Below are 23,756 nucleotides of genomic sequence, written 5' to 3'. Positions count from 1 at the left end.
ACCTCCTCGAGATCACTGATTAAGCCAGGTTTTCGTTAGCGAAATCCCAGTTGATCAGGTTGTCGACAAAACTGTTCAGGAAGTCAGGGCGACGATTCTGGTAATCCAGGTAGTAGGCATGTTCCCACACGTCGCAGACCAGGATGGGCTTGGCGCTGGTGGTCAGCGGTGTTTCGGCATTCGGAGTCTTGACGACTTTCAGTTTGCCACCGTCTTCAACCAGCCATACCCAGCCGCTGCCGAACTGGCCGGCACCGCCATTCACGAATTCTTTCTTGAAATTTTCATAGCTGCCAAAATCAGCATTAATGCGATCGGCAATTGCGCCGGTTGGCGCGCCACCACCATTAGGTGTCATGCTTTTCCAGAAGAAATTGTGGTTGTACACCTGGGCGACGTTGTTGAACAGTGGGCCGCCTACTTTGGCTGATTCGCGGACCAGATCTTCCAGGTTATCGGCGTCGATGCCGGCGTCAGCCAGCAGTTCATTGCCTTTGACGACATAGGTGTTGTGGTGTTTGCCATGGTGGAAACTGAAGGTTTCCGCCGACATATGCGGCTCCAGTGCATTGGCCGCATACGGGAGTTCAGGTAGTTCTAATTTCATAGCATCCTCAGCTTGTTTTGGATTGAACTAGACCCAGTGAGCATAATGCACAAAGGCCGGTGATTCAAGGCAAGCCACTGTTGGACAGGCTTTGCTGGCAGCCCCTGAATGCGTCTACAATAGGCGGTAACCCTGTACTGAGGAATTGAGTGATGCGAGATAACGACGATATTGGTGATGATATTCCTTCGATGTCGGTGCCGAAGGATGAGGTAGCATCCCGCCAGAAAGGCCGTCGTCAGCCAGACCTGGTAAAAACGACCTCCTATGTCGAGCAGGTAAAGGTATCCACCTGGCCGGTACGCATCATGCTGGGTATATTGTCGCTGGCGCTGATAGGTGGTGCCTACGCCGGCTATACGGTTTATCAGGCCACCCTGCAGCAGCTTGATCAGGCAGAGCGCCGTATTCTGGACCTGGAAGACAGACTTGCCCTGGTCGGTGACAGCGCGGAGGAAACCACAGGCAATATCATTGAGCGTCTGGACTTTAATTTCTCGGAGATCGATAAACTGTGGGCGGCACGAAATGCCACCAACAGCAATGTCGACGATCTCACCGGGCGAGTTGCCAATGTTGAGACCCGTTCACAGGAAAACCTCACGGCGATTGAAGAAACCAACCAGCGAGTGGTCAATGTGTCCTCACTGGCTGAGGGCGCGCAGCGAGACATCGCAGCCGTGCGTCAGGAGACCAGTCAGGTGTCGCAGCGCCTGAATACACTGAACGGGCAGGTGCAAAACCTGCAGGGCGTGGCTCAGGAGCTGGTCAATCTACGCGCAACCATCAGTACTGCCGAGAATGCCTCAGGTGGTCTTAACGATCGCCTGATGCGCGTTGAAGAGGCGATTGAGGCGATTGATGCCTACCGTCTGCAGTCCAACCAGGCCCTGCAGCGACTGCAGCAGCAGATTGAAGCGGTCGCCCAGGATTAATCGAAACCAGAGCACTGGCAGAGCAGGCCGCGCCGCTATATAATGCGCGGCCTTTCTCAAGGCGGACGTGGTGGAATTGGTAGACACGCTGGATTTAGGTTCCAGTGCCGCAAGGTGTGAGAGTTCGAGTCTCTCCGTCCGCACCATTAAATAACTCACTTATCCTTCGCTCAGTATCTTTGCTTTTTCCCGTTACCCAGGACTAACGATTGATGCACGTCGTGCCTCAGTCATGTTCTGTTTGAAATTCAATGTGACCACACAGGGCTTTACATGTGTATATACACGGTATAAGATGCCCGCCATGAACAAAACAATCCTTGAAGACGTTTATAGCAATTGCGCCTGTTACCGTGCCCGGGCTGCCGCTCGCCGCGTGACTCGTGACTACGATGATGCGCTCAAGCCACTGGGTCTCAAGATCACCCAGTTTACGGTATTGGCCACTATCAAGGGACATAAACCCAGCTCTACGTCGAAGCTGGCCAATGGTCTGGCGATGGAGCGAACATCGTTGGTGCGCACACTGGAGCTGATGCAAACGAAAGGCTGGGTGCGACTGGGTCCTGAAGGTTATCGCCGCGAGCAGCAGATGGAGCTGACAGCCAAAGGTGAGGCGCTCCTTGAAAAGGCGTTGCCCGTCTGGCGGGAAGTGCAGACTCGATTTGAAAATCGCGTTGGTAAAGAACGCTGGGACGAGAACAAGGACTGGTTGCTGGATGTTGCTTTCGGTGACGATTAACAACCCCTTTTAATGACTGAAACGCCGGAACGGGGCGCAGTCCAATGAGAGGGGTTTTTTTATATATTACAAAGTGTATATACACGACATGAATAAAGAGACTGACGTAATTGGCAGCAAGCAGATGCTTGCTCAGCTTAAGGAGACAGACATGCAAGGTAACAGAGTGTTTTCACAACTGATTCGCTGGCGCTGGCCAACATTGATTATCTCGTTGTTGTTTTTTGGTGTATTGGCTGTCAATGCGCCAAAGCTCACTCGTGATACCAGTTCAGATGCTTTTATCGATCCGCTAGACCCGGCGCTACTGAATCGAGAGCGTGTAGAAGAGATTTTTGGTCTGGCGGACCCGATTGTCATCGCGGTTGTGAACGAAGGTAAAGACGGTATCTATAACCCGGGCTCACTGAATCTGGTGGCCTGGATTACGGATCAGTTGATGCGAGTGGGGAATATCGACCCGGACCAGGTGACGTCACTGGCGACCGAGTCGTCAATCACTGGCACTGCTTCGGGTATGGAAGTTGATGACTTCTTCGAGACCTTGCCAGTTGCCCAGGCTAATGTCGACCGCATTAAAACTGGCGTTGATAATTTCCCGTTGTATCAGGGGTCGCTGGTGGCAAGAAATGGAAAAGCGACAGTCGTGATAGGTGAACTGATCGATCCGGACCTGGCAACAGAGACCTACCAGGAAATCATGACATTACTGGAAGAGGCGCCGGCATCACCAGGCGACGCCCTGCATGTTACCGGTGAGGGCGCGGTAGCTGCCTATCTCTCTACTTACGTTGACAGTGATGCAAGCCGACTCAACCCACTGGCAGCCGTTGTCATTACTATTGTGCTGCTACTTGCGTTCAGAACACTGCGTGGCACCTTGCTGCCCAACCTGATTGTGTTGCTTACTGCCGGCGGTACGGTTGGCGCCATGGCTGCGTCAGGCGTGAGTTTCTATGTCATTACCAACGGACTGATTGTCTGCATGATTGGTATAGCCGTCGCGGATTCGGTACACATTTTCAGTCAGTACTACGAAGAAATCAGCAAAGACCCATTGGCAGATGGCAAGACGGTTACGCAACGTGCCATGTCTGCCATGTGGAAACCAGTGACCTTAACCACGCTAACGACCATGGCTGGATTTTTCGCTCTGGCTTTAACTACCACGATGCCGCCTATCTATTATTTCGGCATCTTTGGGGCCTGGGCCGTAGGGTTGGCCTGGCTGTTCTCAATGACGACTCTGCCTGCCATTCTCAGCATGTTGAAACCAAAGCAGAGCCGAAGTTTTCGTGCTGCAACCGAAGAACGAGGGCTGTCATTAAATGTGACTGGCCGCCTGATGCATCGGTTTGGTACTGCCGTAGTGAACTGGCCGCTAGGCGTTGTTGTGACGGGCACACTGATTGCTGTTATCGCCACTGTGGGTGCCATGTTTGTAGTGGCAAACGAGGAGAGGATTGACAGCTTTCGAACTGAGGAGCCCATCCATATCGCCGACAGGACGATTAATCGCCTTATGGATGGTACGTATTACCTTGACGTGATGATAGAGACAGAGCAGGCAGAAGGTGTGTTGGAACCGGCTGTGCTTCGACAGATTGATCAGACACAACGATACCTGGAAACGCTACCCAACGTGGGGGGCACGACATCTATCGTGGACTACATTAAACGTATGCATCAGGCGATCAATGAGGATGATCCTGACTACTACAGTATTCCCGATAATAAAAACCTTATCGCACAGTTGTTTCTGCTGTACTCAGCGTCGGGAGATCCTTCGGACTTTGAGGAGGAAATTGATGGCGAGCGGCGACTGGCATTGATTCGTGCCAACGTGGCTGTGAATCGCTATCAGGACAACTCTGTACTGGTTCAGCGTGTCACCGAGCACCTGAATGAGTCCTACCCGGTTGCCGGGGCCTCTGCAACATTAACCGGTGACTTGAACGTTGACTATCATTGGATTGATGGCATCGTGAAATCCAACCTGCTCAGTATCGTGCTTTGCCTGTCAGCGGTGTTTCTGATGGCATCTATCCTTTTTCGTTCTCTGGTAGCCGGACTGTTTGCCACCGTTCCGGTCAGCATGGCAGTGCTTTTTGTATACGCAGTGATGGGCGTAAGCGGTATCTGGCTGGGTGTCAGCACCTCCATGTTTGCATCCATCGCAATCGGCCTGGGTGTGGATTTTTCCATTCATACACTGCACAGCATGCAGGAGAAAATCTCGGCGGTAACGGGCTCATGGAACGAGCGCCTTGTGACACTTTATGCGTCCACCGGACGGGCGCAACTTTTTAATTTCCTGGCCATAGCCCTCGGGTTCAGCGTCTTGATGACATCCACGGTTCCGCCGCTGGTTCGCTTTGGTGCTCTGGTTGGAGTGGCCGTTGCATCCGCATTTTTGGCGGCGATGACGCTGTTACCAGCCATGGCATTGGTTTTTAAACCTGCCTTCCTGCATTCGAATCAGACTGAAAAGGAGTAACGACATGAAATTCTCCCTAACGATTTTGAGCCTGCTTACGGCATTACCCGTATTGCTCAATGCCGCCGACCTTGATGCATCCGCTCGTGGCATTATCGAAGCCGTTAATGCCAGAGAGGATGGGAATCATGTGACGCGAGATGCCACGTTCGAATTGACTGACCGTCGGGGAATAACCCGCGTGGAGAAAACCACGGGTTATCGAAAATATTTTGGTGATGAAAAAAGAACCGTCATTTTCTACACAGAACCCAGCAATGTTCGCGGTACTGGTTTCCTGACCTGGGACTATCCGGACGCAGGCACAGAGGATGATCAGTGGTTGTATCTTCCTGCGCTGGGAAAGGTGCGACGTATCTCTGCGTCTGACCGCGGTGACTACTTTTTGGGCACGGACCTGACCTATGATGAAATCAAGAAAGAGAACAAAATCGAAATTGACGATTATCACTATACGATAGTGGGTGATACGGTGATTGACGGTGTGCCGGTGACCGAAATTGAAGCAGTGCCCATCAATGAGGCTGTAGCTCGTGAGCTTGGCTATTCACGCATCGTGCTTTCGGTTGATCGTGAGATCCAGATGTCCAGGCACAGTGAATACTGGGATGTGAACGGCAATCACCTGAAAACCATACACAATGCCGGTATAGAGCAAATAGATGGTATCTGGACAGTAACCGAGGTCACGGTAGTCAATCACAAAACAAACCACAAGACCCGATTGCTGTTTGAGAATATCGATTACCAGACAGATGTGCCTGATCGCATTTTTAATCAGCAAATGCTGGAGCGGGGGCTGCGATGAAATGGCAGCTTTTGCTCAGTACCCTGTGGTGGAGTGTCAGTCCGGTGAGCAATGCAGAACTGGTCGGACCATGGACGAGTGTATGGTCCGGCCTTGATGCAGAATGGCGTGGACAATACAAGCTGCGTCTTACACAAGGCCTGGAAAACGTTGATCTAAGGGTTCTGCAGCACAGCCTGTTACCCGAACTCGATCTGACATTGCCGGGTGATCTACGTCTGCACATGGAAGGGCGATTGCGATTTGACGAACGTGATCGGCTGGAACCAGGTAGCACAAACGATAGCAAGTACCGTAGTGATTGGAGTCGCCGCCATGAATTCGGTGATCGCGGCGAAGCTGAATTACTAGAATTCTATGTAGATGGTTATGCTGGAGACACCTTCTTTCGGATGGGGAAACAAACAATTGCCTGGGGAGCCGCCATTGGCCTTGAGGTGCTTGATGTCGTCAATCCCGTCACTATGCGAGAGTTCGTGCTGCCAGATCGGGATGAAAGACGTATACCCTTGTGGGCCGTGAACATTGAAAGACCCGTCGGAGACTGGATGGCTTCCTTTATCTGGCTGCCGGATACAAGCTATGAGCAAATGCCTGTGCCGGGCGCTGCCTTCGCAATTCGTCCGCCTGCTTTTCTGATGCAACCGGATACACACTGGTTAGAAGCAGACAGGCCTGATGACCCGATATCCGATGCGGATTTTGGGACGCAGGTTACATCGTTCATCGCGGGCTGGGACGTCAGCCTTAACTACCTTTATCACTATAACGACCAACCGGTTCTGGAAAGGCAGTCGCATGATACGCACGTAAGTGTGAAACCCATCTATTACCGAACCCATACATTGGGAGGATCGCTATCAAACGCTTTCGGTGACTTCACCTTGCGTGCCGAATTCGGATACGACACCCGGCAGTATTATCCGAATGCCGATGAGTCAATTATAACTGGATGGTCCAGGTCACCAGAAGTCAGCTCGGTGGTAGGTGTCGACTACAGTGGTGTGAGTGACTGGTTGATTAGTACGCAGCTGTTTAGCAGTTACCTGCCTGACTATCGAAGCGGTCTGATCCGGGAGCGTCGGCAGGATCGGGCGACGCTGTTGATTAGAGGTGACTTGTTCGGGCATACGCAAACAGCAGAAATGCTGGTGATTCACTCACTGGATCAGCATGATGGGATTTTCCAGCTGGCCTGGGATTACAGGCTGCGCAGTCACATTACCCTTCAGGCCATGCTGGATATTCCCTATGGCCGCGCCTCAGGTGTTTTTGGACAGTTTAGACATCTGGATCAGTTCTCACTGGGGTTGGAGTACAGTTTTTGATGATCGCGTCGTCTGCCGGTGTTATCTTGAAGCGATTACATCTATGTGTCGGAAACAGCGAAGCCTGCGAGCGAGTAAATGAAAGTTAGCAATCTGTTTGCCAGGGTGCCTGACGGGACTGACGCCGAGCAGTTTGACGAAATACTCAATACGCCTGCTGTGCGCATCGAGCGCATCGTCTCTCGGGGGCACACATCTCCCACGGAAGGGTGGTACGACCAGGATGAACATGAGTGGGTCATGGTGCTGCAGGGCAGTGCAATCCTCGCCTTCGAAAACAGTCCAGATGTGCGCTTGGCTGCCGGCGACTACATCAATATTCCTGCACACTGCCGTCACCGGGTAGCGTGGACAGACCCGGAACACAATACAGTCTGGCTGGCGGTGTTTTATCGCTGACAGCGTGTCCTGTCGTTGCTTTCGCGAAGATCAACATGCAACCAGTCATGCGTGAGTCCATACCTGCGAGCGTGATCCCGATTTCCCATGCAATTCGCCCTGCCTGTTAAAAATTTAGCAATTAAAGCTTGACAGATTCTTTGCTGTGTTATTTTATTAGCACCATGCTAAATATTTAACAGATATGTTTGTAAACCGAACACCAGCCGGGAGCAACAGATGACCAAAGCCGACCAGTTAAGCCGCCGCGAGCGCCAGATTATGGATATTCTCTACCGGCTTGAGCATGCCAGCGTCAAAGACGTGATGGACCTGATGGAAGATCCCCCCAGCTATTCTTCGGTACGGACGCTATTGGGCAAGCTCGTGGAAAAAGGGCACATCGGTCACAAAGAGAGCGGCTTGAAGTACGTCTATTTTCCATTGGTAGCACGAGAGAAAGCCTCCCGGTCTGCACTGGGTAATGTGGTCAAGACCTTCTTTGATGATTCGCCTTATCTGGCGGTGAACTCCTTGCTGGATATGTCTATTGATGACCTCACAGACGAGGAGCTGGATGAACTGAAATCCATGATCCAGGCACACAAGCAGCGTAAATCCAAAAGCGGGGGAGATCAATAATGGAACAGATGATCTGGATTATGGACCTGGTCGGCAAGTCAGTCGTGCTGGTTGTGGTGTTTGCATTGGCAGCCAGTCTGTTCGCCAGCCGAAAAAGTGCCGAGAGTCACCACTTGTTGTGGCTTGGCTGCATGTTCTGTCTGGCCTTGATGCCGGTGATGCCGGTCGTGGTGCCGTGGATGTTGAGTCAGGAGACGTCAGCTGCTGCGGCTGGCGCACTGTTTGAACTCAAGATAACAAGTGGGGCTACTCAGCAAGGTAGTCAACTAACCCTTATTGACATGATGGCTGGCTTGTATGTGATTGTCGCGATGTTGTTGGCCATGCGTCTGGGAGTCGCCGCGTTGCGGCTGCGCCGGCTGACCCGCAGTGCCCGCATGGTAACTGATCCGCGAGTGACAGCAGAGACCGCCAGGCTTGCCACCGAGTTGCAGATTGCTCGACTGGTTAGTGTTCGTGTGGGCCGGGACCTGGACTCACCTGTTTCTTTTGGGCTGTTTCGACCTCAAATCCTATTGCCTGCAGCGGCCGACGACTGGTCGGAGGCCGTACTCAGGGATGTCTTACTTCATGAGCTCTGCCACATCAAACGTTTGGACTGGATAACGTCCCTGGTGTCCTATCTGATCGCGTGTGCGCTGTGGATTAACCCTCTGGTGTGGTTTGCCGTCAGGCGCCTGCATGAAGCCTCAGAAAACAGCTGCGATGCTGCTGTGCTACGTACCGGTCGGGCGGGCCCAGATTACGCAGAAAGCTTGCTGGGCGTGGCAACAGGCTGTATCCATGCCCGGCGTTCCAGACTCACCAGCCAGCTGCTGGTGCAGACAATGCACGATCGAAATACTCTCAAACAAAGAATAAGCCGAGTGCTTGAGGAGAACGTCATGAGTAGTCAGGAATCGAAACGCAGTGCACGTAGAACGCTGGCGGCAGTCGTCATGCTGTCCGTTGCCATGATGGGCATTGTGGGAAGCCATCAGGTGCTGAAGGCACAGGAGCAACCTAACCCGGACGCTCGTGAAGTGGATCAGGAAATGATTCCACTGAACACTGTAGAACCAATGTATCCAAAGCAGGCAGCCGATGAGGGGATTGAGGGTTGGGTGCATGTTCGATTCACCGTGACGGCGGATGGTATGGTGGACTCGGAGTCGGTTCGGGTGCTTGATGCGGAACCTGCTTACACATTCGATCACACGGCCGTGGCGGCCACTAAACAGTTCCGCTTTCGGCCGCGGGTGGTGGCCGGTCAGGCTGTGGACGTACCGAATGTGCAGTATGTGTTCCGCTATCAGTTGCAGAATCCTGACGCTGCACAATAATCGCTCTGTATTTGCGCAGCCCTGGTGATCACGGCCGGGCTGCGCTGCTTCGCTGCCTTTGTTATGCTGGGGCTTTACGGCGTTGAACACGTTGATGCCGGACACCCAGAGGCGGCGAATGAAAGATCTCAAGCAACTGATTGACCGAAAAAAGCAGTCAGTATCAGAACCCAAGGGCACTGTTCCTGCCAAACGTCCGGAAGTCAGCCAGTTCCTCCAGCAGGTCAAGTCTATGCCTCCGGTGAACACGAATGGCCGCAGCGGTCGTTTGATTTTTGCACTGGATGCCACCGCCTCCCGCGAGGCGACCTGGGACAAGGCCATGCAGCTTCAGGCTGACATGTTTGCCAGTGCCAGCAGCCTGGGCGGCCTGCAGATTCAACTTTGTTATTTCAGGGGCGTTGCCGAGTTTCGTGCCAGCGACTGGTACGGTGACTCCTCACAGTTGCTACCACAGATGACAGGCATTCGCTGCCAGGCGGGCATCACCAAGATCGAGAGACTGCTGGAGCACGTAAAGACTGAAACACGCCGTGAGAAAGTGCATGCAGTGGTATACGTCGGTGATTGCATGGAAGAGAGCATGGATGTGTTGTGCCAGCATGCCGGCGAGCTGGGCTTATTGCGTGTTCCTCTGTTTGTTTTTCAGGAAGGTCAGGATATTACTGCACAACGCTGTTTTGTTGAGATGGCGCGGCTTTCCGGCGGTGCCTATTCGCCCTTTGATCACGGCAGTGCGGAGCAGCTGCGTGACCTGTTGAAGGCCGTTGCGGTGTACGCCAGCGGCGGGATCAAGGCGCTGGAGGATTTCAGTCGTCGTGCCCACCCTTCAGTAAAATTGCTTGGCCAACAGCTATCCGGTTAAGCTTCCAGCCTGATTGTTCCACCTGCTGCTTAAAACGATTGGGAGACTGCATCGTTGTTGATTATTAGACTGCTGGGCCCGCTGTTGCTGATAGGGCTTGCCTGGTGGGGGCTGTTGCGCGTCAGGCAACATTACTCACTCACAAAACAGCAGTTTCGCTGGCTGGTTGCACTGACGTCGGTATTGGTGCTTGTACTGGCCCTTATCCTGATGGGACGACTGCCAGTGCAGGCAGTACTGGCACCAATCATATTCCTGCTTACATTCGCGATGCGCAATGCCCACTGGCTGATGCAGCTCGCGTCCATGTTACGTCTACGGCGCTCCTCGACGGGTTCAGGGCCTGCTGGCAGCGGTGGACGTCGCTCTGGCAGCTCTACAGTTAAAACTGACTGGCTGGCGATGGAGCTGCAGCACAGCACTGGGGCAATGGACGGGCGAGTCCTGCAAGGTCAGTTTAAGGGCAAGCGACTGTCGCAACTGGGTCTTCCGGACCTGTTGGAACTGGCGCAGGAGAGCCAGGACGACGCTGATACCCTGCAATTGCTGGAAGCCTATCTGGACCGGATGCATCCAGACTGGCGTGAGCAGGCCGATTCGGCTTCAAGCCAGACGGGCGGTGAACGTGCACATCAAGACAGCGATACAATGTCCGAGTCACTGGCGCTGGAAATACTGGGGCTTGAGGCGGGTGCCACCCGAGAGCAAATCGTGGCGGCCCACAGGCGCCTGATGCAGAAGCTGCACCCGGACCGGGGAGGTTCGCCTTACCTGGCGCAGCGGCTTAATGAGGCTCGTGATGTTTTGCTGGGAAAACGAGCCTGATTAATAACAGCTGGGCCAGTGGCTAAACCGGGGCTTATTTCTTTTTGTTAAGAAATGCCTGGAAAATCGCCTGGGCGTCAGGTGATTGCAGCAGTCGTGAGAATTGCAGCAGTTCAGCCTGAATTGTATCGTTCATTGGCGATGCCTGGTTGCGCTTTATCAATGCTTTTGAGGTGCGCACCGCATCGGCAGGCAGTTTCGCCAGTTCTGTCGCCTTGGCCATGGCGTGCTCCAGATATCCGGCCGAAGGCAGCACCTCATTCACCATGCCATACTGATGGGCTTTGGCGGCGGAGAAACGATCACCCAGCAACAACAGCTCGCTGGCGCGCTGGTGGCCCAGGATCTGCGGCAGCAGGGCACTGGAGCCGGCCTCTGGGCACAGACCCAGACGAGTGAATGGCAGCTGGAAGTAGGCATCCTCAGCCGCATACACAAGGTCACAGTGCAGCAGCATGGTGGTGCCAATACCGATGGCAAGCCCCCCGACCGCCGCCACAACTGGTTTGCCCGCATGTGCGATGGCCTTCATGAACTGAACAGAGGGACGCTCTGTGCCGACGTCAGACGATTTAACAAAGTCATTGACGTCGTTGCCACTGGTGAAGCAGTCCTCAGAACCCCGAATCAGAATCACCCGCGCGTCGTCGTCTTTTTCAGCAGCCGAAATGCCCTGAGCCAATGCCTGGTACATGGTCTGTGTCAGCGCATTCTTTTTTTCAGGGCGCTGAATCTGCATTACAAAAACGCCGTGTGTCAGTTGATAGCTAATATTCGGATCGGGTGATGTGATCATGGGTACCGCTCTGATAAATGAATGATTAGGCCAGCCAGACACCCGATTGTAGAGCAAGCAGTCAGCTATTGGTAGGGCTGGTGATACGCTCAAGGCGCTTGCGCACGTTGTCAGTCATAAGGCCCGCAGAGCTCATGTTCAGGCTGAGTTGCCGCAGCCTCTGGCGGGCAATTTCAGGGTGGCGAATACGGTATTGTCGCAGGTGCAGTCGGAGGTGTGCGGCATCCCAGCGACCTTCACGCGCCAGTACCGCGCTACTGTGTGTTGTATCGATCAGCAGCAGGGCGCTGTGTAGCAGATGGCTGCCCCTGAGTTCTCTCTCCTCTGCTGTGAGATCTGCAAAAGCTTCATGCAATGTGTCAGTGCCGAATTTCACATGCCTGGCTTCATCCTGCAATATCAGCGCAAGCCCCTGTTGCAGAGCCGGTATGCGGCTACTGCTTTTGAGCTCCCTGAATCTGGCCAGAGCCAGGCTTTCAATCAGGACCTGGCATACACTGAACTTATAGCGCCAGTCCGGGCTTTGCAGCGCGCCATGAATAAGCCTCGCGAGCTGATTGTTGGGCGCGGAAACAGGAAGCTTCGCCGCGACCATATACTGAATAAAAAAATCTACGTGACGGGCCTCATCTGAGACCTGACTACTCATGAACAGTCTTGCTGCTGGGGTGGGTACAACCGACAACAATTGCGCTGAAAGTAACAGAGCGGCCTGTTCGCCGTGAAGTATGTCGCTGAGCTCCATCGCATGACGACGCCAGCTCAGCGCCCGACGCCGTTCTCGGGAAAGTGACTGGTAAGGCTGGTAGGCGTCAAGAGGATCATCGCTTTTACACTCCGGAAAGGCAGAGCTGCGTTTCGACATGTCCCAGTTAATCTGTTGCTGCACATTCCACACCCGTGCGTTTGCCAACTCGTAAAGCATACGTTGGCGAGTCTCAGTGCGCGTTCCGGACGTGTCTGGGTTTTCATCAAGATAGCCCAAGAGGAATGAGCTTTGAAGCGAAGTTGAATAGCTTATATTTGTATGACTCATGGCCCTTTTATTGCTGACACTGGTGCCTGTGTACATATTGATTACCGCCGTCATTGCATAGATACCTAACCTGGATGTTAGACAGGAAGATGGAGGTTTGCCGGAAATTATTTTTAGGAAAATCTCAGATGCCTGTGCTTAAACTCTTGGTAACCATGGCGGGAATTGATAGTCACAAGGAACAGTGATATGCAAAATCGGCTTTTAACAACGGCAGACCATGACCGCACTGCAGAGTCGGAGACACTTCCGGGGTTATTGCGATGCCGCACGGCATCAGAACCTGAAAAACTGATATACACGTTTTTGAATGCTGACCTCAAACCGGAGTGTCAGATAACATTGTCAGGCCTGCTTGAGCAGTCGCAAAAACTGGCCTGTGGCATGCAGCGTATTGGCTTAAAGGGAACGCGGGTAGGCCTTATTTATACACATGGCCCGGAGTTCGTGCAGGTATTCTGGGCATCAGTGCTGGCGGGAGTCACGCCGGTACCGATGACAAAACCACGAGGCACATCCTGGACCGGGATGGCGGCGTTGCTAAGTAAACATGGTGTCCGCGCTGTGCTTACAGGGCAGACCCTGGCAGCCTTGATCAAGGTTGATCATGTACCGGTATACACACTTCAGTCGCTGCTTGAGTTCAGTCATGAACAGCCACAGCTTGAGCTGCAATCGCCACAGGCGTCCGACGTCGCTTTCATACAGTTTACTTCGGGATCCACCAGCCAACCCAAAGGAGTGGCAATCTCTCACAGCAACATATTGGCTAATGTCAGGCAGATTAGCAGTGCATTCCAATGCAACAGGGATGATGTCGGTCTTTCATGGCTACCGTTTCATCACGATATGGGCCTGATTGGACATGTCATCCAGCCAGTCTATGCGGGTATCCACAATTATTTTCTGTCGCCAAAGACATTTGTTGCCAGACCACTTAAGTGGCTTGCCGCGATCGACAAATACCGCGTCACCATTTCAGGTGCTCCAAGTTTTGCCTATCGTCGATGCCTGCAGCAGATATCCCAGTCTGGACAGCTGGACACGGATCTGGATCTGAGTTGCTGGCGCCTGGCTTACTGCGGCTCAGAGCGAGTCAGTTACCGGACACTCCGGGAATTTCTGATAGCACTGCGTCGATATGGCATGCAGGAACGGGCACTGTTTCCCTGTTACGGGCTTGCCGAGGCAACATTATTTGTCAGCGGAGTGCAAGGCTTGAAGGCAGACAGGGAAAGCCTCAATAAGAGGGATGATCAAGCCGTTGCTGTTGGGAGTAGCAGTCGAGTTATCAAGGTAGTGGATACCGTCAGGCGACGTTGTTGCGAAGACGGTCAGGAAGGTGAGATCTGGGTTAAATCGGCATCAGTAGCGCGCGGATATACCCTTGAAACTGAAAGTGATGGCAGGGTTTTTGGTCAAAAGCTTAACGACGTTTCCGGCAGATTCTTGCGTACCGGTGATCGCGGATATTTCAGAGCGGGACTGCTGTATGTCACCGGGCGAGAGAACAGTGTGCTCAAAGTCCGCGGTAGACCACTTTGTGCAGAGTTCATCGAGGGGCAGGTTGAACACAGGTTTACCAGACATGGCATTGGCAGATGTGCAGCTGTTGCAGTCAACTGTGACGGCTGTGAAACATTGGGGCTGGTTCTGGAAAGTACTCGGGCCATAGCCAGTCTCGACCTGCATCGGATTGTTTCCTTTGTGCTTGAGTTGACCGGGGTAGCGCCAGAGGGAGCGCACGTTCTATCAAGCGGACGTATGCCGTTGACGACCAGTGGAAAAATCAAGCGCGATCAGTGCAGATCGCTAATGCAGAGTCTGCTGGACAAGGAGGTCAACTGTGCCTGAGTCTCTGATAAGGGCCGGCATCGAGAATAAATTGCTGGAGCAGATTAATGTCACCGCGTCCCAATCAACTGGTAGTAAGGAGCCATGTCTGCAGTCCTATGACAGGGATATTCGCGTTGCCGACCTGGGGCTCGATTCCCTGAAGCTGGTAGAGGTTGTTTTTGAGCTGGAAGCTGAGTTCGGCATAGATGTGGATGAGTCCATGCTGATTCAGGTGTCTACTCTGGGTGACCTGGTGGAGCTTGTATTTTCCGCTATTCATACCGAGATTGCGACGTGATGCCTTGTGCCCGACCCAGAAAACAGCCAGCGGGGAGCGTCGGGCTGATGGCCTCCTGCCAGGACTTTCAACTCCGTTGTCAGCAGATTGAGGACCGCATGGCACAAAGCCTCCAGCTCAGGAGCCAGGCATTTATAGAGCACTCGATTCGTGCTGGGGATTTACCAGTCGATGGTTTGCGGATTCTAAGGACTGAGCGTGGAGCACAGGTCTTTGCTGCTTGCAGAAACGTCGAGGGTCCCACACAACGCGAAGAACATTTCGAGAAGTTGAAAGCACAGCTGAGCGTCATTGAAAAGCTGATGGCGCAGCCAATGAGTACTCTTGAGTGGATACATGTGTCATGTCGCAGGAAGTTACACGATTCGATAAAAGCCGCCATAGTTGAGCACCCGTTGCTGAGGGGGTACTTAAAACTCGTCAGCAATTGCACAAGCTATTCTGAGGCGCTTTTGAAAGAGGAACGTGTGACCAGGCAGCTGCGACGACAGATAATAGGTGTTCTGCTCGGCGAGCCTGAAAGGCGTGTGGCCAGGCTGCTGATTCAGCAGCAGCATATGACCGCGTTGTTTTACTGTTGGCGCCTGGCGCACTATCAGACTCGTAAAACTGATAACGCTCAGTTGAGCCGCTTCATCTGGCCTGAAGAAAGTGCCTATCAACGAATGATACAAGAGAATCAGGAATCTCGCGTACTGGTCACTATTCATATGGGAGATTTTGTGGGCGCCATGAAGCGGATAGCCACGCACGCATCTCCAGAGCGCAGTGTCATCACATTAAAACGTGAGCATGACAGCCCAGCACTGCAGCACCAGTTCCAGGGTGAAAAGGGTCAACATCATGTACTGCTGCATGGTCAGTATGACCCGGTGGAGATAGTGGCCAGAATGCGCCAAGGTAACCATACCCTGAACATTCTGTTCGATCTTGGTGACGATTTTGGAGAGACGACAGAAGTATACTTTTTTGGATATCGCGCGCGTTTCGTCAAGGGGCCCGCACTGCTGGCGATCATGGCTAAGGCGCCAATACTCCCGTTCTGCACATTCGAACAAAGTGGGGCAAGTTTTATTGACATGCAGGCGGAGATTGATGCCAGGCCAGTTCATGGGGAGCGTCTGGACGTCGCCTGTCAACGAATTACCCAGAAGCTTGCAAAACTGGCGGAGACATGGATACGACGCCATCCGGAGCAGTGGAAGTTTCTACCTGAGCTGCCAAGGTATCTGGACCGGCAATCTATAAGAGTTTGCAGTCAACAGCGTGCCGGAGGGTGACTGACATGTTGTTTCGGGAAGAAGCCCTGCAATTTAGTCGCGGTTCTCAATTTGGTGATGGAATACTGTACCAACCAGTCTCGGTGAGATTGATGGTGGCTGGTGCGCTAATGGCCTGTATTGTGTTTGTGTTGTTTGCCACCTTTGCGACATTCAAGCAGGTTGAGCGGGTGCGTGGTTATCTCAGTCCAGTAGTCGGCGAATCGAAAGTGTTTGCAAACACTGCTGGCACAATTTCGGCGATTAATATTAAAGAGGGCGATCTGGTAGAAGCCGGACAGGTGCTGATGACCATCAGCGCCCCGGGATTTGACGTCACAGGAAAGAATCAGCTGAAGGAACAGGTAATGCTGGTAGATAGCCAGATACAGCTTCTGAAGCAGCGTCAGATCAATAAAAAAGTACAGGCTCAAATAGAGCAACAAAAATTCCACAGCAGAACCCAGGGCCTGGTTGAGGAATTGAGGATCGCGGCGCAGGCGCATCAACTATTGAAACAGCGTCTTGAAATTATTGACAGCGATTACGAAAAACATCAGATACTGTTTGACCGTGACCTTATCTCACGACGAGAGCTGGATCGAATCAGATCCGAGCAGGTTAACTTGCAACAACAGAACATGTCATCTGAAGCAGAACTGCTCACCAGAGAGTCGGCATTACTGGACGCAACTCAGCAGCTGGAAATCTTGAAGGCACAGGCCCATGACCAGCAGTTGAGTCTCGCAGCTAACCTGCTGCAGCTGCAACAGCGCCGTGCTGAGCTGCAGATTCTGTCAGCTCAGAGCATTGTAGCTCCCGTATCAGGCATCGTGGATAACCTGATGTACGACGTGGGGGAGTCTGTGGACGCTCGCCTGCCGCTGTTGACTGTGCTGCCGGAGACTCAGGAACTGGAAGCTCATCTGTATTTGCCGTCCAGAGCCATTGGAGAGCTCAGGACGGGACAGGAGTTAATGATGAGTTACGACGCATTTCCCTACCAGTTGTATGGCACACACAGCGCCGAAGTAGCAAGAATATCAGGGACGGTGATCGATCCACGAGAGCATCTGATACCGCTTGAGGTGAACGAGCCCGTATACCTTGTGAGGGCCAGCACAGGCAGTGTCATCGAACATGCAGGCTCGCTGTATCAGTTACAGCCGGGTATGCAGTTCACCGCGGATGTGGTGACCGGTGAGGAAACCCTGATGCAACGAATAACAAGGCCGCTCAGTAGTGTGGAGCGTCGATTATGATCGCCTCACTGTTTGGCGGCAGGTTTCGTCTCCCCGTTATCTTGCAGTCCGAGCGTGCCGAATGTGGTCTCGCCTGTATTGCCATGATCGCCAGTTTCTTCGGTAATCGAATTGATCTCAATACTCTGCGTAGCCGTCACGAAATATCTGGTCGCGGAAGTCGCCTGTCTGATCTTTTGTCCATTGGAGAGTCCATCAGCCTGAAGGCCAGACCCCTGAAACTGGATATAAACGATCTGTCAGCAATTCAGCTGCCTGCAGTGCTGCACTGGGATATGAATCACTTTGTAGTACTCAAGAGCGTCAGTAAGCGCAGTATCCGCATACATGACCCGGCAGTCGGAGAGCGGCGTTACAGTATGGCCGAAGTCGGCAGGCATTTTACCGGCATCGCTCTGGAGATGACACCTGGCGCTGATTTTCATCAGGGCAGTACCAACATGCGATCGCGAATTTCTGATCTGTACCGACGCTACCCGGGTTTTAATCGCGCCGTTGTCCAGCTGTTTGTTCTGTCGCTGTTTCTGCAACTGGCATCGATAGGCAGCGCGTTTTACATGCAACTGGTCATAGACGAAGGCCTGTCCAGGCAGGATGCCGATGTGCTCAGTCTGCTGGCTCTGGCTTTTCTGATGCTGGGGCTGACGTCGGTAGCAATGACTTATGCCCGATCACAGGTGCAACTGTATTTTTCCAATCAGATCGGCTTTCAGATGGCTGGTAATGTTCTGACGCATCTATTGAGCCTGCCAGTCGCTTACTTTGAAAAACGTCATGTTGGCGACCTTGTCTCGCGCTTTGGCTCGATCAGGGAGATTAGACGCATTCTGACAGAGGATCTGATAACCGTGGTTCTTGACGGGGTTTTCGCGTTGATTACTCTGCTGGTCATGTTCTACTTTAGCGGCATGCTGGCGGTGACGGTGCTGCTGTTTGTCCTGGTGTCTGCCTTGCTTAAAGTGGTCTGTATTCCTGCCATGCAGTCTCTGCAGGAGCAGGTTGTGGTGGCAGAGGCCAAAACCAGCTCTCAACTGATGGAGAATATGCGCACCATTGAGGTCATCAAATTTTATTGCCGGGAGTTGACCCGACAGTTCCTGTGGCGAAATCGTTACGCTGAACAGATCAATGCCCAGGTACGGCTGGCAAGGTTCAATATCAACATTGACGCTGTTTACGGCGTGCTGACGACGGCGGAGCATGTGGTTGTGGTGTTTCTGGCAGCGACACTGGTACTGGATGGCAATATCACGCTGGGTTTCCTGACTGCCTTCGTTGCACTCAAGGGGAATTTCACCAGCGCCATCAGATCGTTTATCGAAAAGCTGGTTCAGATACGTCTGGTCAGGCTTCAGCTTGAAAGGGTGTCAGACATCACCTGCGCCGAGCGCGAAACCGAATCCCTGCATATGCCAGCAGTGCGCAGGCGTGTGAAGGGGCAGTTGACGATCGAGAACGTGTCTTACACCTATCCAGGCGCGACAGGTCCTGTTATCGATGGCATAAGCATTGAAGTGAAGCCGGGCGAGGTGCTGGCGATCTCGGGCGTTTCCGGCGCAGGCAAATCGACACTCCTGAAAATCATGGCCGGCCTGCTGAAACCCGATAGTGGCCGGGTTCTTATAGATGGCATCGATATCCTTCAGTATGGAGTCCGTGAGTATCGTTACGCCTGCGCGGGAGTCTTGCAGACCGATCAGCTATTGTCGGGTTCCATTGCAGATAACATCACAATGTTCGATGAGGCTGCAGATCAATCGCGTATGGAGTTTGCTGCTGAACAGGCTGGGATAAAATCCTTTGTTGCGAGCCTGCCAATGGCCTTCAACAGCCTGGTAGGTGATATGGGCTCGATGATGTCTGCGGGGCAGCAACAGCGTATCTTGTTGGCCAGGGCATTCTACAAAAGACCTGCGATCATGTTTCTGGATGAAGCAACCGCGAATCTGGATGAGGCGCTGGAGGAGGGGATACTCAAAAACCTTCGTGAACTGTCCTGCACTGTGTTGCTCATTTCGCATCGGCCTGTCGCGCTGAGAGCTGCCAGTCGAACCATAAAGTTCGGGCAGCTTTGAGCCTGGCGAAAATGCAAAAAAAACGGCGCAGCTGAATGGCTTCAGCGCGCCGCTTCTTGGATCGTCAATCTTGCGACCGACGACTCAGTAATACCTGTCAGGCAGTCATGGTCAAGGCACGCTTAACCAGATTGTCCATCAGTGGCATTTTGAAGTGGTTGCGTGTCAGAGGCTGTGCGCCCTGACTGGCCATACCGGCAACCATGTCGGCAGTCGCCTGGTTGCGGGGTTGACCCTGTATGGCACGCTCAACGTTTGTCATACGACGTGGCGTGCACTGGACAGCGCCTGCAACCATGCGTGAGTCAGCAATTGTGCCGCCTTCCACGCGCATTGCTGCCGCGATGCTTACCAGTGCAAAGTCCCAAACGTTACGGTCAGCGACCTTCTCGAAGTAGAACTCGGCATTGGCCCACTTGGCCGGGATGCGGACAGCGGTCAGAATGTCGCCTGGACGCAGAACGGTGGTGTTCTCGATATCAAGCGCTGGCCCAATCCAGAAGTCTTCTGCATCCACGACTCGTTCGCCACTTTCGTTGCGAATGACCATTTGTGCTTCCAGAGCGACCAGTGCAGGTGCCGTATCACTTGGCGTCACGGCTACACAGCGGCTGGCTTCGAACAGGGCGTGTTCACGGTTCTGACCATCAGGTGTGTCTGCGTAACACAGGTTGCCACCAGCGCGGTAGCAAGCCAGTCCGCGGCGGTAGTACCAGCAGCGTACGTCCTGAGCCATATTGCCGGCCAGGGTGCCGACGTTGCGGATCTGCGGGCTGGCAACCTTGCTGGCTGCCTGCGCAAGCAGGGCGTAACGCTCAAGGACGATAGGGCTGGTGGCCACTTCAGTCAGGGTAGTGAGGGCACCGATTTCGATGCCATCACTGGTTTCGCGAATACCGCGCAGAGCTTCAATTCCGTTCAGATCGATCAGCGCTTCTGGACGCTTGGCGCGGTCTTTGATCCATCCGTAGGTGTCCTGACCGCCACCCAGCAACCAGCCGCGATCGGCGAGTCGTGAGGCTAGCGCGAGGGCGTCTTCAACCTGAACCGGCTGATAGAGGCCCATTTCTGGCATATTGTCATAAGCTGGCATAGTTAAAACCTCAGAATGTGTTCGTTTTCAGTTCGCCGGTGTTGTACTGATCAAGCTGCGCTACATGATTCACGATCATGTCCGGAGTGATCGGCGCGCGGTTGAACAGGTGTTGCCCGCCAAGTGCATCGGTGATCGCACTGGCCAGCGCGGCTGCAGCACATCCCTGAGCTGGTTCACCCACACCACGTGAACCCATTGGGCTCTGTGGATCAGGGATATCCAGGCCAGCACTGTTACTTACGTGCGGGACATCCAGATAGCTGGGGATTCGAGCCTGATACAGGCCCACATTTGCTGGCAGGCCGTTCTGAGGATCATATACGTGACGTTCGTAACCGGACAGACCCACACCCCAGACGCCACCACCGTTCATACCCTGACGGAAGCCCAGTGGGTGAATGATCGTGCCGCAGTCGGCGACGCAGGTGTAATCCACGATGTCGTACTTGCCGGTATCCAGGTCCATTTCGATTTCCATGAAACCGATGGTCATGGCTGGCACCGTGCCAGAGTGACGAGAGTCCTTGGCAACACCAATCAGGCCGCTGCCTGCCAGACCCTGCACGGCACGCTTGGTGACGTCGTTGAGCTCTTCCGGGAACTCCTGGCCGCTGTATTCACCACCCATTGCCACGGCACGCTGCGCGGCTTCGGCGTAGGTCATACCCTGTTCCGGGTTGCTGGTCAGGAACACGCGCTGTCCATCGATGTCGTAGTCATCTGCATTGCCGCCCAGATCAGCGGCTGCGATGGCTTTAAGTTTGCGCAGGGCATCCTGGGCAGCCACATAGTTGGTACGAACTTCGGTGAACATGGTGTTACTGCCGGCCTGGTAGGTGCTGTAAGGCAGGTGCAGGTCAGTGTTGCCGCGTACGATCTCACAGTTGTCCCAGTCTACTTTCAGGACTTCTGCGGCGGTACGCACAACGGCTGCATAGGAGTACGTGCCGAGGTTACCGACACCAGTGTGCAGGTACAGCTTGCCATCGGTGCCGATGCGGCACAGACCGTCGTAACCGCTGGCGCCCGCTGAGTGATAACCCATGCCGATGCCGATACCAGTGACTTTGCTGCCATTACGCTGGCCGGAACGCTGTGAACGCTCGCTCCAGTTAAACATGTCCGCGCCCATCTGGATGGCCTGCGGGAAGAAGGCACTGGTCAGATCGCCGCGACGCGGACCAATCTTGTCTTCACTCACCGGCGCATTCAGGCGACGGACTTCCATACGGTCGAGTCCGGCTTGACGAATCGCTTTGTCATATATGGGTGCCAGTACAGCAGCCATCTCGTTTTGGCCTGGCCCACGCTGTGCACCACGCGGAGTGGTGTTAGTGTAGATGCTGACACCTCGGAAGCGCATGGCAGCGGGTTGCAGCATCAGTGTGATGTGCTCCGCAGCTGAACTGCCGCTGGCGCCACCGCCAGAACCGGCATCACCAACGATTATGGTATCGACTGCGCCGACTTCGCCATTCGGCTTGAGTCCCAGCTTGATCCAGCCCTGCATGCCCGCGCGTGCCGAGCCGATGTAAAACTCTTCTTCACGCGTGATTCGCAGCTGCACTGGACGGTTAATCTTGCGGGCCAGGTGACCGGTTACCGCCATGATCGGGTAAGGGAAAATCTTGCCGCCGAAACCACCACCAGTGTATTCGTTGATGAATACCAGGTTGGCCGGGTCAATACCCAGCATGCCGGCCAGAGGCGCGACTGCAATAGTGTGACTCTGCAGGGAGCCGTGGAAGTAGCAACGTCCATTTTCCCAATACGCCATACCGGTGCGCGGTTCCAGCGCGTGGTGCGGCTGACCGATAGTGACAAACGGCTCTTCAACGATGGTGGTGCACTGTGCGAATTCGGATTCGATATCGCCGTAGCTCCACTCGTCTCCGAAAGTGACGCCGCTGGGCTCGCGGCCGGCACGGAATGCGTTCATGGCATCGCGTGACCACTTGATCTCACCAACATCTGTACCGGCAGCGGTGGTACCTGCTGCGGCTTCGCCGGCGTTTCGGATCAGTGTGTTACCAGTCGGGTAGGGGTTTGGACCGCCCTCAACCAGTGTGTCCAGCGGGTCAGTGACGAACGGGCGACGCTCAAACTCAATGCGGATCTTCTCGATTGCGTTTTCGGCAATCTCTTCAGTGACCGCAGCGACCGCCAGCAGCGGCTGACCGATGTAGGTAATGTGATCGGATGCCAGCGCCGGGTTGGCGGGCGGTGGCGGCTGGGGCAGGTCAGCAGTAGTCAGAATGCCGACCACGCCTTCCATTGCTTCAGCTTCAGAGGTATCGATGCTGATAATACGACCTGCGGGTAGCGGGCTGGTCAGCAGGCGGGCGAATACCATGCCCTCTTTTTTGAAGTCTTCTGCGTAACGTGCAGCACCGGTTACCTTTGCTTCGATATCCGGCGGAGTGAAATTCTTACCGATATGCTTGTATGTCATGACAATTGCCCCGAGGCGCGCATCACGCCATTCAGATAGTGTTCATAGGCACCACAGCGACACAGATTGCCTGACATGGCCTGGCGAACTTCATCGCGGGTGGGTCGTGGATTCACTTTCAGCAGGGCAACAGCTGACATGATCTGTCCGGGGGTGCAGAAACCGCACTGGGGACTCAGCTCATCAATGAACGCCTGCTGGACGGGGTGCAGCGTGCCATCGGCGGCGCGCAGGCCTTCGACTGTCAGTACCGCACGGTCCTTGACCGAGTGGGTCAGCGTGGAGCACGCATAGTTGGTGACGTCGTCGATTGTGACCGTACAGGCACCACATTCACCGCGGTTACAGCCGATCTTGGTACCGGTCAGACCCAGTTTATAACGCAGGGTATGCGCCAGCGTCTCCTGGGGGGCTACGTCGACACGACGCGTACGACCGTTGATGTTAAGGGATATCAGGCGTTCTACGCCGCCGGCGGATCTTGAAGCAGCCGACGCGTAATACAGTCCGGCACCACTTGACGCAGCGGCCCCAACGAATATGACGCCCTTGATAAATCGTCTGCGGGTCAGTCTAGAGTTCACGGATGAATTCTCCACTTATTATTAAAAGATTGATGGAGGCTGGTTTTTGAGCTTGCTACTATAATATTTTATCGCCTGGAACACTAGGCTATGCCCGTTTAAAGCAAGTATCA

The 23,756-nt window shown here is 53.9% G+C and carries 21 protein-coding genes and 1 tRNA gene; 16 read left to right on the top strand and 6 right to left on the bottom strand.

The genetic code is table 11. The features are described from left to right. Window positions 1–19: 19 nt before the first annotated feature. Window positions 20–607, bottom strand: a complete 588-nt coding sequence (locus tag LVD14_RS14225; RefSeq protein ID WP_237134785.1) for a superoxide dismutase — start codon at window positions 605–607, stop codon at window positions 20–22. Between the two features lie 152 nt (window positions 608–759). Between LVD14_RS14225 and LVD14_RS14220 the strand changes: the two genes are divergently transcribed. The 11 genes from LVD14_RS14220 (at window position 760) to LVD14_RS14170 (ending at window position 10,949) form a co-directional block, all read left to right on the top strand. Continuing rightward, entirely contained in the window at window positions 760–1,542 is a 783-nt protein-coding gene (locus tag LVD14_RS14220; protein WP_237134784.1) for a hypothetical protein, read from the top strand. 61 nt (window positions 1,543–1,603) lie between these two features. Beyond that, a tRNA-Leu gene (locus LVD14_RS14215) sits at window positions 1,604–1,688 on the top strand. A gap of 158 nt (window positions 1,689–1,846) precedes the next feature. Next, complete coding sequence (locus tag LVD14_RS14210; RefSeq protein WP_237134783.1) at window positions 1,847–2,284, top strand: MarR family winged helix-turn-helix transcriptional regulator; 438 nt, start codon at window positions 1,847–1,849, stop codon at window positions 2,282–2,284. 151 nt (window positions 2,285–2,435) lie between these two features. Continuing rightward, window positions 2,436–4,781, top strand: coding sequence for an efflux RND transporter permease subunit (locus LVD14_RS14205; protein ID WP_237134782.1), 2,346 nt, complete (start codon window positions 2,436–2,438; stop codon window positions 4,779–4,781). A 4-nt stretch (window positions 4,782–4,785) separates the two neighbouring features. After that, complete coding sequence (locus LVD14_RS14200; protein ID WP_237134781.1) at window positions 4,786–5,589, top strand: outer membrane lipoprotein-sorting protein; 804 nt, start codon at window positions 4,786–4,788, stop codon at window positions 5,587–5,589. Beyond that, window positions 5,586–6,917 carry a DUF1302 family protein gene (locus tag LVD14_RS14195; protein WP_237134780.1) on the top strand — a complete coding sequence of 444 codons (1,332 nt, stop codon included), beginning with the start codon at window positions 5,586–5,588 and terminating at the stop codon, window positions 6,915–6,917. Before LVD14_RS14200 ends, LVD14_RS14195 begins: the two co-directional genes overlap by 4 nt. A 78-nt stretch (window positions 6,918–6,995) precedes the next feature. Then, a complete protein-coding gene (locus tag LVD14_RS14190; RefSeq protein ID WP_237134779.1) occupies window positions 6,996–7,316 on the top strand; it encodes a cupin domain-containing protein in 321 nt (106 codons plus the stop codon). Between the two features lie 219 nt (window positions 7,317–7,535). Then, entirely contained in the window at window positions 7,536–7,937 is a 402-nt protein-coding gene (locus LVD14_RS14185) for a BlaI/MecI/CopY family transcriptional regulator (RefSeq protein WP_237134778.1), read from the top strand. Next, entirely contained in the window at window positions 7,937–9,259 is a 1,323-nt protein-coding gene (locus LVD14_RS14180; RefSeq protein WP_237134777.1) for a M56 family metallopeptidase, read from the top strand. The genes LVD14_RS14185 and LVD14_RS14180 overlap by 1 nt, the downstream gene beginning before the upstream one ends. A 118-nt stretch (window positions 9,260–9,377) precedes the next feature. Beyond that, complete coding sequence (locus LVD14_RS14175) at window positions 9,378–10,124, top strand: VWA domain-containing protein (protein WP_237134776.1); 747 nt, start codon at window positions 9,378–9,380, stop codon at window positions 10,122–10,124. Window positions 10,125–10,178: 54 nt separating this feature from the next. Continuing rightward, window positions 10,179–10,949 (top strand): molecular chaperone DnaJ, encoded by a 771-nt coding sequence (locus LVD14_RS14170; protein WP_237134775.1) that lies wholly within the window; start codon window positions 10,179–10,181, stop codon window positions 10,947–10,949. A 34-nt stretch (window positions 10,950–10,983) separates the two neighbouring features. Here LVD14_RS14170 and LVD14_RS14165 read toward each other — a convergent pair whose 3' ends face one another. Both LVD14_RS14165 and LVD14_RS14160 read right to left on the bottom strand, forming a co-directional pair. Next, entirely contained in the window at window positions 10,984–11,745 is a 762-nt protein-coding gene (locus LVD14_RS14165; protein ID WP_237134774.1) for an enoyl-CoA hydratase, read from the bottom strand. A 61-nt stretch (window positions 11,746–11,806) separates the two neighbouring features. Then, on the bottom strand, window positions 11,807–12,670 hold the full coding sequence (locus LVD14_RS14160; RefSeq protein ID WP_272907350.1) for a ferritin-like domain-containing protein: 864 nt from the start codon (window positions 12,668–12,670) through the stop codon (window positions 11,807–11,809). Window positions 12,671–12,970: 300 nt separating this feature from the next. Between LVD14_RS14160 and LVD14_RS14155 the strand changes: the two genes are divergently transcribed. From LVD14_RS14155 to LVD14_RS14135, 5 genes are all read left to right on the top strand, one after another. After that, a complete protein-coding gene (locus LVD14_RS14155; RefSeq protein ID WP_237134772.1) occupies window positions 12,971–14,635 on the top strand; it encodes an AMP-binding protein in 1,665 nt (554 codons plus the stop codon). Next, window positions 14,628–14,915, top strand: coding sequence for an acyl carrier protein (locus LVD14_RS14150; protein ID WP_237134771.1), 288 nt, complete (start codon window positions 14,628–14,630; stop codon window positions 14,913–14,915). Before LVD14_RS14155 ends, LVD14_RS14150 begins: the two co-directional genes overlap by 8 nt. A 467-nt stretch (window positions 14,916–15,382) precedes the next feature. Next, entirely contained in the window at window positions 15,383–16,195 is an 813-nt protein-coding gene (locus LVD14_RS14145; RefSeq protein WP_237134770.1) for a hypothetical protein, read from the top strand. A 5-nt stretch (window positions 16,196–16,200) separates the two neighbouring features. After that, complete coding sequence (locus LVD14_RS14140; protein ID WP_237134769.1) at window positions 16,201–17,436, top strand: HlyD family secretion protein; 1,236 nt, start codon at window positions 16,201–16,203, stop codon at window positions 17,434–17,436. Beyond that, the gene (locus LVD14_RS14135) at window positions 17,433–19,511 is read left to right on the top strand and encodes a peptidase domain-containing ABC transporter (protein ID WP_237134768.1); all 2,079 of its coding nucleotides are present in this window, start codon (window positions 17,433–17,435) and stop codon (window positions 19,509–19,511) included. Before LVD14_RS14140 ends, LVD14_RS14135 begins: the two co-directional genes overlap by 4 nt. A gap of 97 nt (window positions 19,512–19,608) precedes the next feature. On the opposite strand, the gene LVD14_RS14130 is transcribed toward LVD14_RS14135, so the two are convergent. Genes LVD14_RS14130 through LVD14_RS14120 form a run of 3 tightly spaced genes read right to left on the bottom strand, consistent with a single transcriptional unit; the run spans window position 19,609 to window position 23,643 of the window. Further along, the gene (locus LVD14_RS14130) at window positions 19,609–20,604 is read right to left on the bottom strand and encodes an FAD binding domain-containing protein (RefSeq protein WP_237134767.1); all 996 of its coding nucleotides are present in this window, start codon (window positions 20,602–20,604) and stop codon (window positions 19,609–19,611) included. A 10-nt stretch (window positions 20,605–20,614) separates the two neighbouring features. Continuing rightward, window positions 20,615–23,059, bottom strand: coding sequence for a xanthine dehydrogenase family protein molybdopterin-binding subunit (locus tag LVD14_RS14125; protein ID WP_237134766.1), 2,445 nt, complete (start codon window positions 23,057–23,059; stop codon window positions 20,615–20,617). Then, the gene (locus LVD14_RS14120) at window positions 23,056–23,643 is read right to left on the bottom strand and encodes a (2Fe-2S)-binding protein (protein WP_237134765.1); all 588 of its coding nucleotides are present in this window, start codon (window positions 23,641–23,643) and stop codon (window positions 23,056–23,058) included. Before LVD14_RS14120 ends, LVD14_RS14125 begins: the two co-directional genes overlap by 4 nt. Window positions 23,644–23,756 lie beyond the last annotated feature (113 nt).

The organism is Pseudohongiella sp. O18, from assembly GCF_021729085.1.
In the GTDB taxonomy this organism is placed as follows: Bacteria; Pseudomonadota; Gammaproteobacteria; order Pseudomonadales; family Pseudohongiellaceae; genus Pseudohongiella.
Note: the sequence above shows the minus strand (reverse complement) of the source record. Positions and strands in the feature narration are given on the sequence as shown.

Coding starts and splice junctions, on each gene's coding strand:
- LVD14_RS14180 (WP_237134777.1), top strand. CDS start 7,937: ATGGAACAGATGATCTGGATTATGGACCTGGTCGGCAAGTCAGTCGTG.
- LVD14_RS14190 (WP_237134779.1), top strand. CDS start 6,996: ATGAAAGTTAGCAATCTGTTTGCCAGGGTGCCTGACGGGACTGACGCC.
- LVD14_RS14130 (WP_237134767.1), bottom strand. CDS start 20,604: ATGCCAGCTTATGACAATATGCCAGAAATGGGCCTCTATCAGCCGGTT.
- LVD14_RS14140 (WP_237134769.1), top strand. CDS start 16,201: ATGTTGTTTCGGGAAGAAGCCCTGCAATTTAGTCGCGGTTCTCAATTT.
- LVD14_RS14175 (WP_237134776.1), top strand. CDS start 9,378: ATGAAAGATCTCAAGCAACTGATTGACCGAAAAAAGCAGTCAGTATCA.
- LVD14_RS14220 (WP_237134784.1), top strand. CDS start 760: ATGCGAGATAACGACGATATTGGTGATGATATTCCTTCGATGTCGGTG.
- LVD14_RS14165 (WP_237134774.1), bottom strand. CDS start 11,745: ATGATCACATCACCCGATCCGAATATTAGCTATCAACTGACACACGGC.
- LVD14_RS14205 (WP_237134782.1), top strand. CDS start 2,436: ATGCAAGGTAACAGAGTGTTTTCACAACTGATTCGCTGGCGCTGGCCA.
- LVD14_RS14200 (WP_237134781.1), top strand. CDS start 4,786: ATGAAATTCTCCCTAACGATTTTGAGCCTGCTTACGGCATTACCCGTA.
- LVD14_RS14135 (WP_237134768.1), top strand. CDS start 17,433: ATGATCGCCTCACTGTTTGGCGGCAGGTTTCGTCTCCCCGTTATCTTG.
- LVD14_RS14160 (WP_272907350.1), bottom strand. CDS start 12,670: ATGCTTTACGAGTTGGCAAACGCACGGGTGTGGAATGTGCAGCAACAG.
- LVD14_RS14185 (WP_237134778.1), top strand. CDS start 7,536: ATGACCAAAGCCGACCAGTTAAGCCGCCGCGAGCGCCAGATTATGGAT.
- LVD14_RS14210 (WP_237134783.1), top strand. CDS start 1,847: ATGAACAAAACAATCCTTGAAGACGTTTATAGCAATTGCGCCTGTTAC.
- LVD14_RS14155 (WP_237134772.1), top strand. CDS start 12,971: ATGCAAAATCGGCTTTTAACAACGGCAGACCATGACCGCACTGCAGAG.
- LVD14_RS14225 (WP_237134785.1), bottom strand. CDS start 607: ATGAAATTAGAACTACCTGAACTCCCGTATGCGGCCAATGCACTGGAG.
- LVD14_RS14125 (WP_237134766.1), bottom strand. CDS start 23,059: ATGACATACAAGCATATCGGTAAGAATTTCACTCCGCCGGATATCGAA.
- LVD14_RS14195 (WP_237134780.1), top strand. CDS start 5,586: ATGAAATGGCAGCTTTTGCTCAGTACCCTGTGGTGGAGTGTCAGTCCG.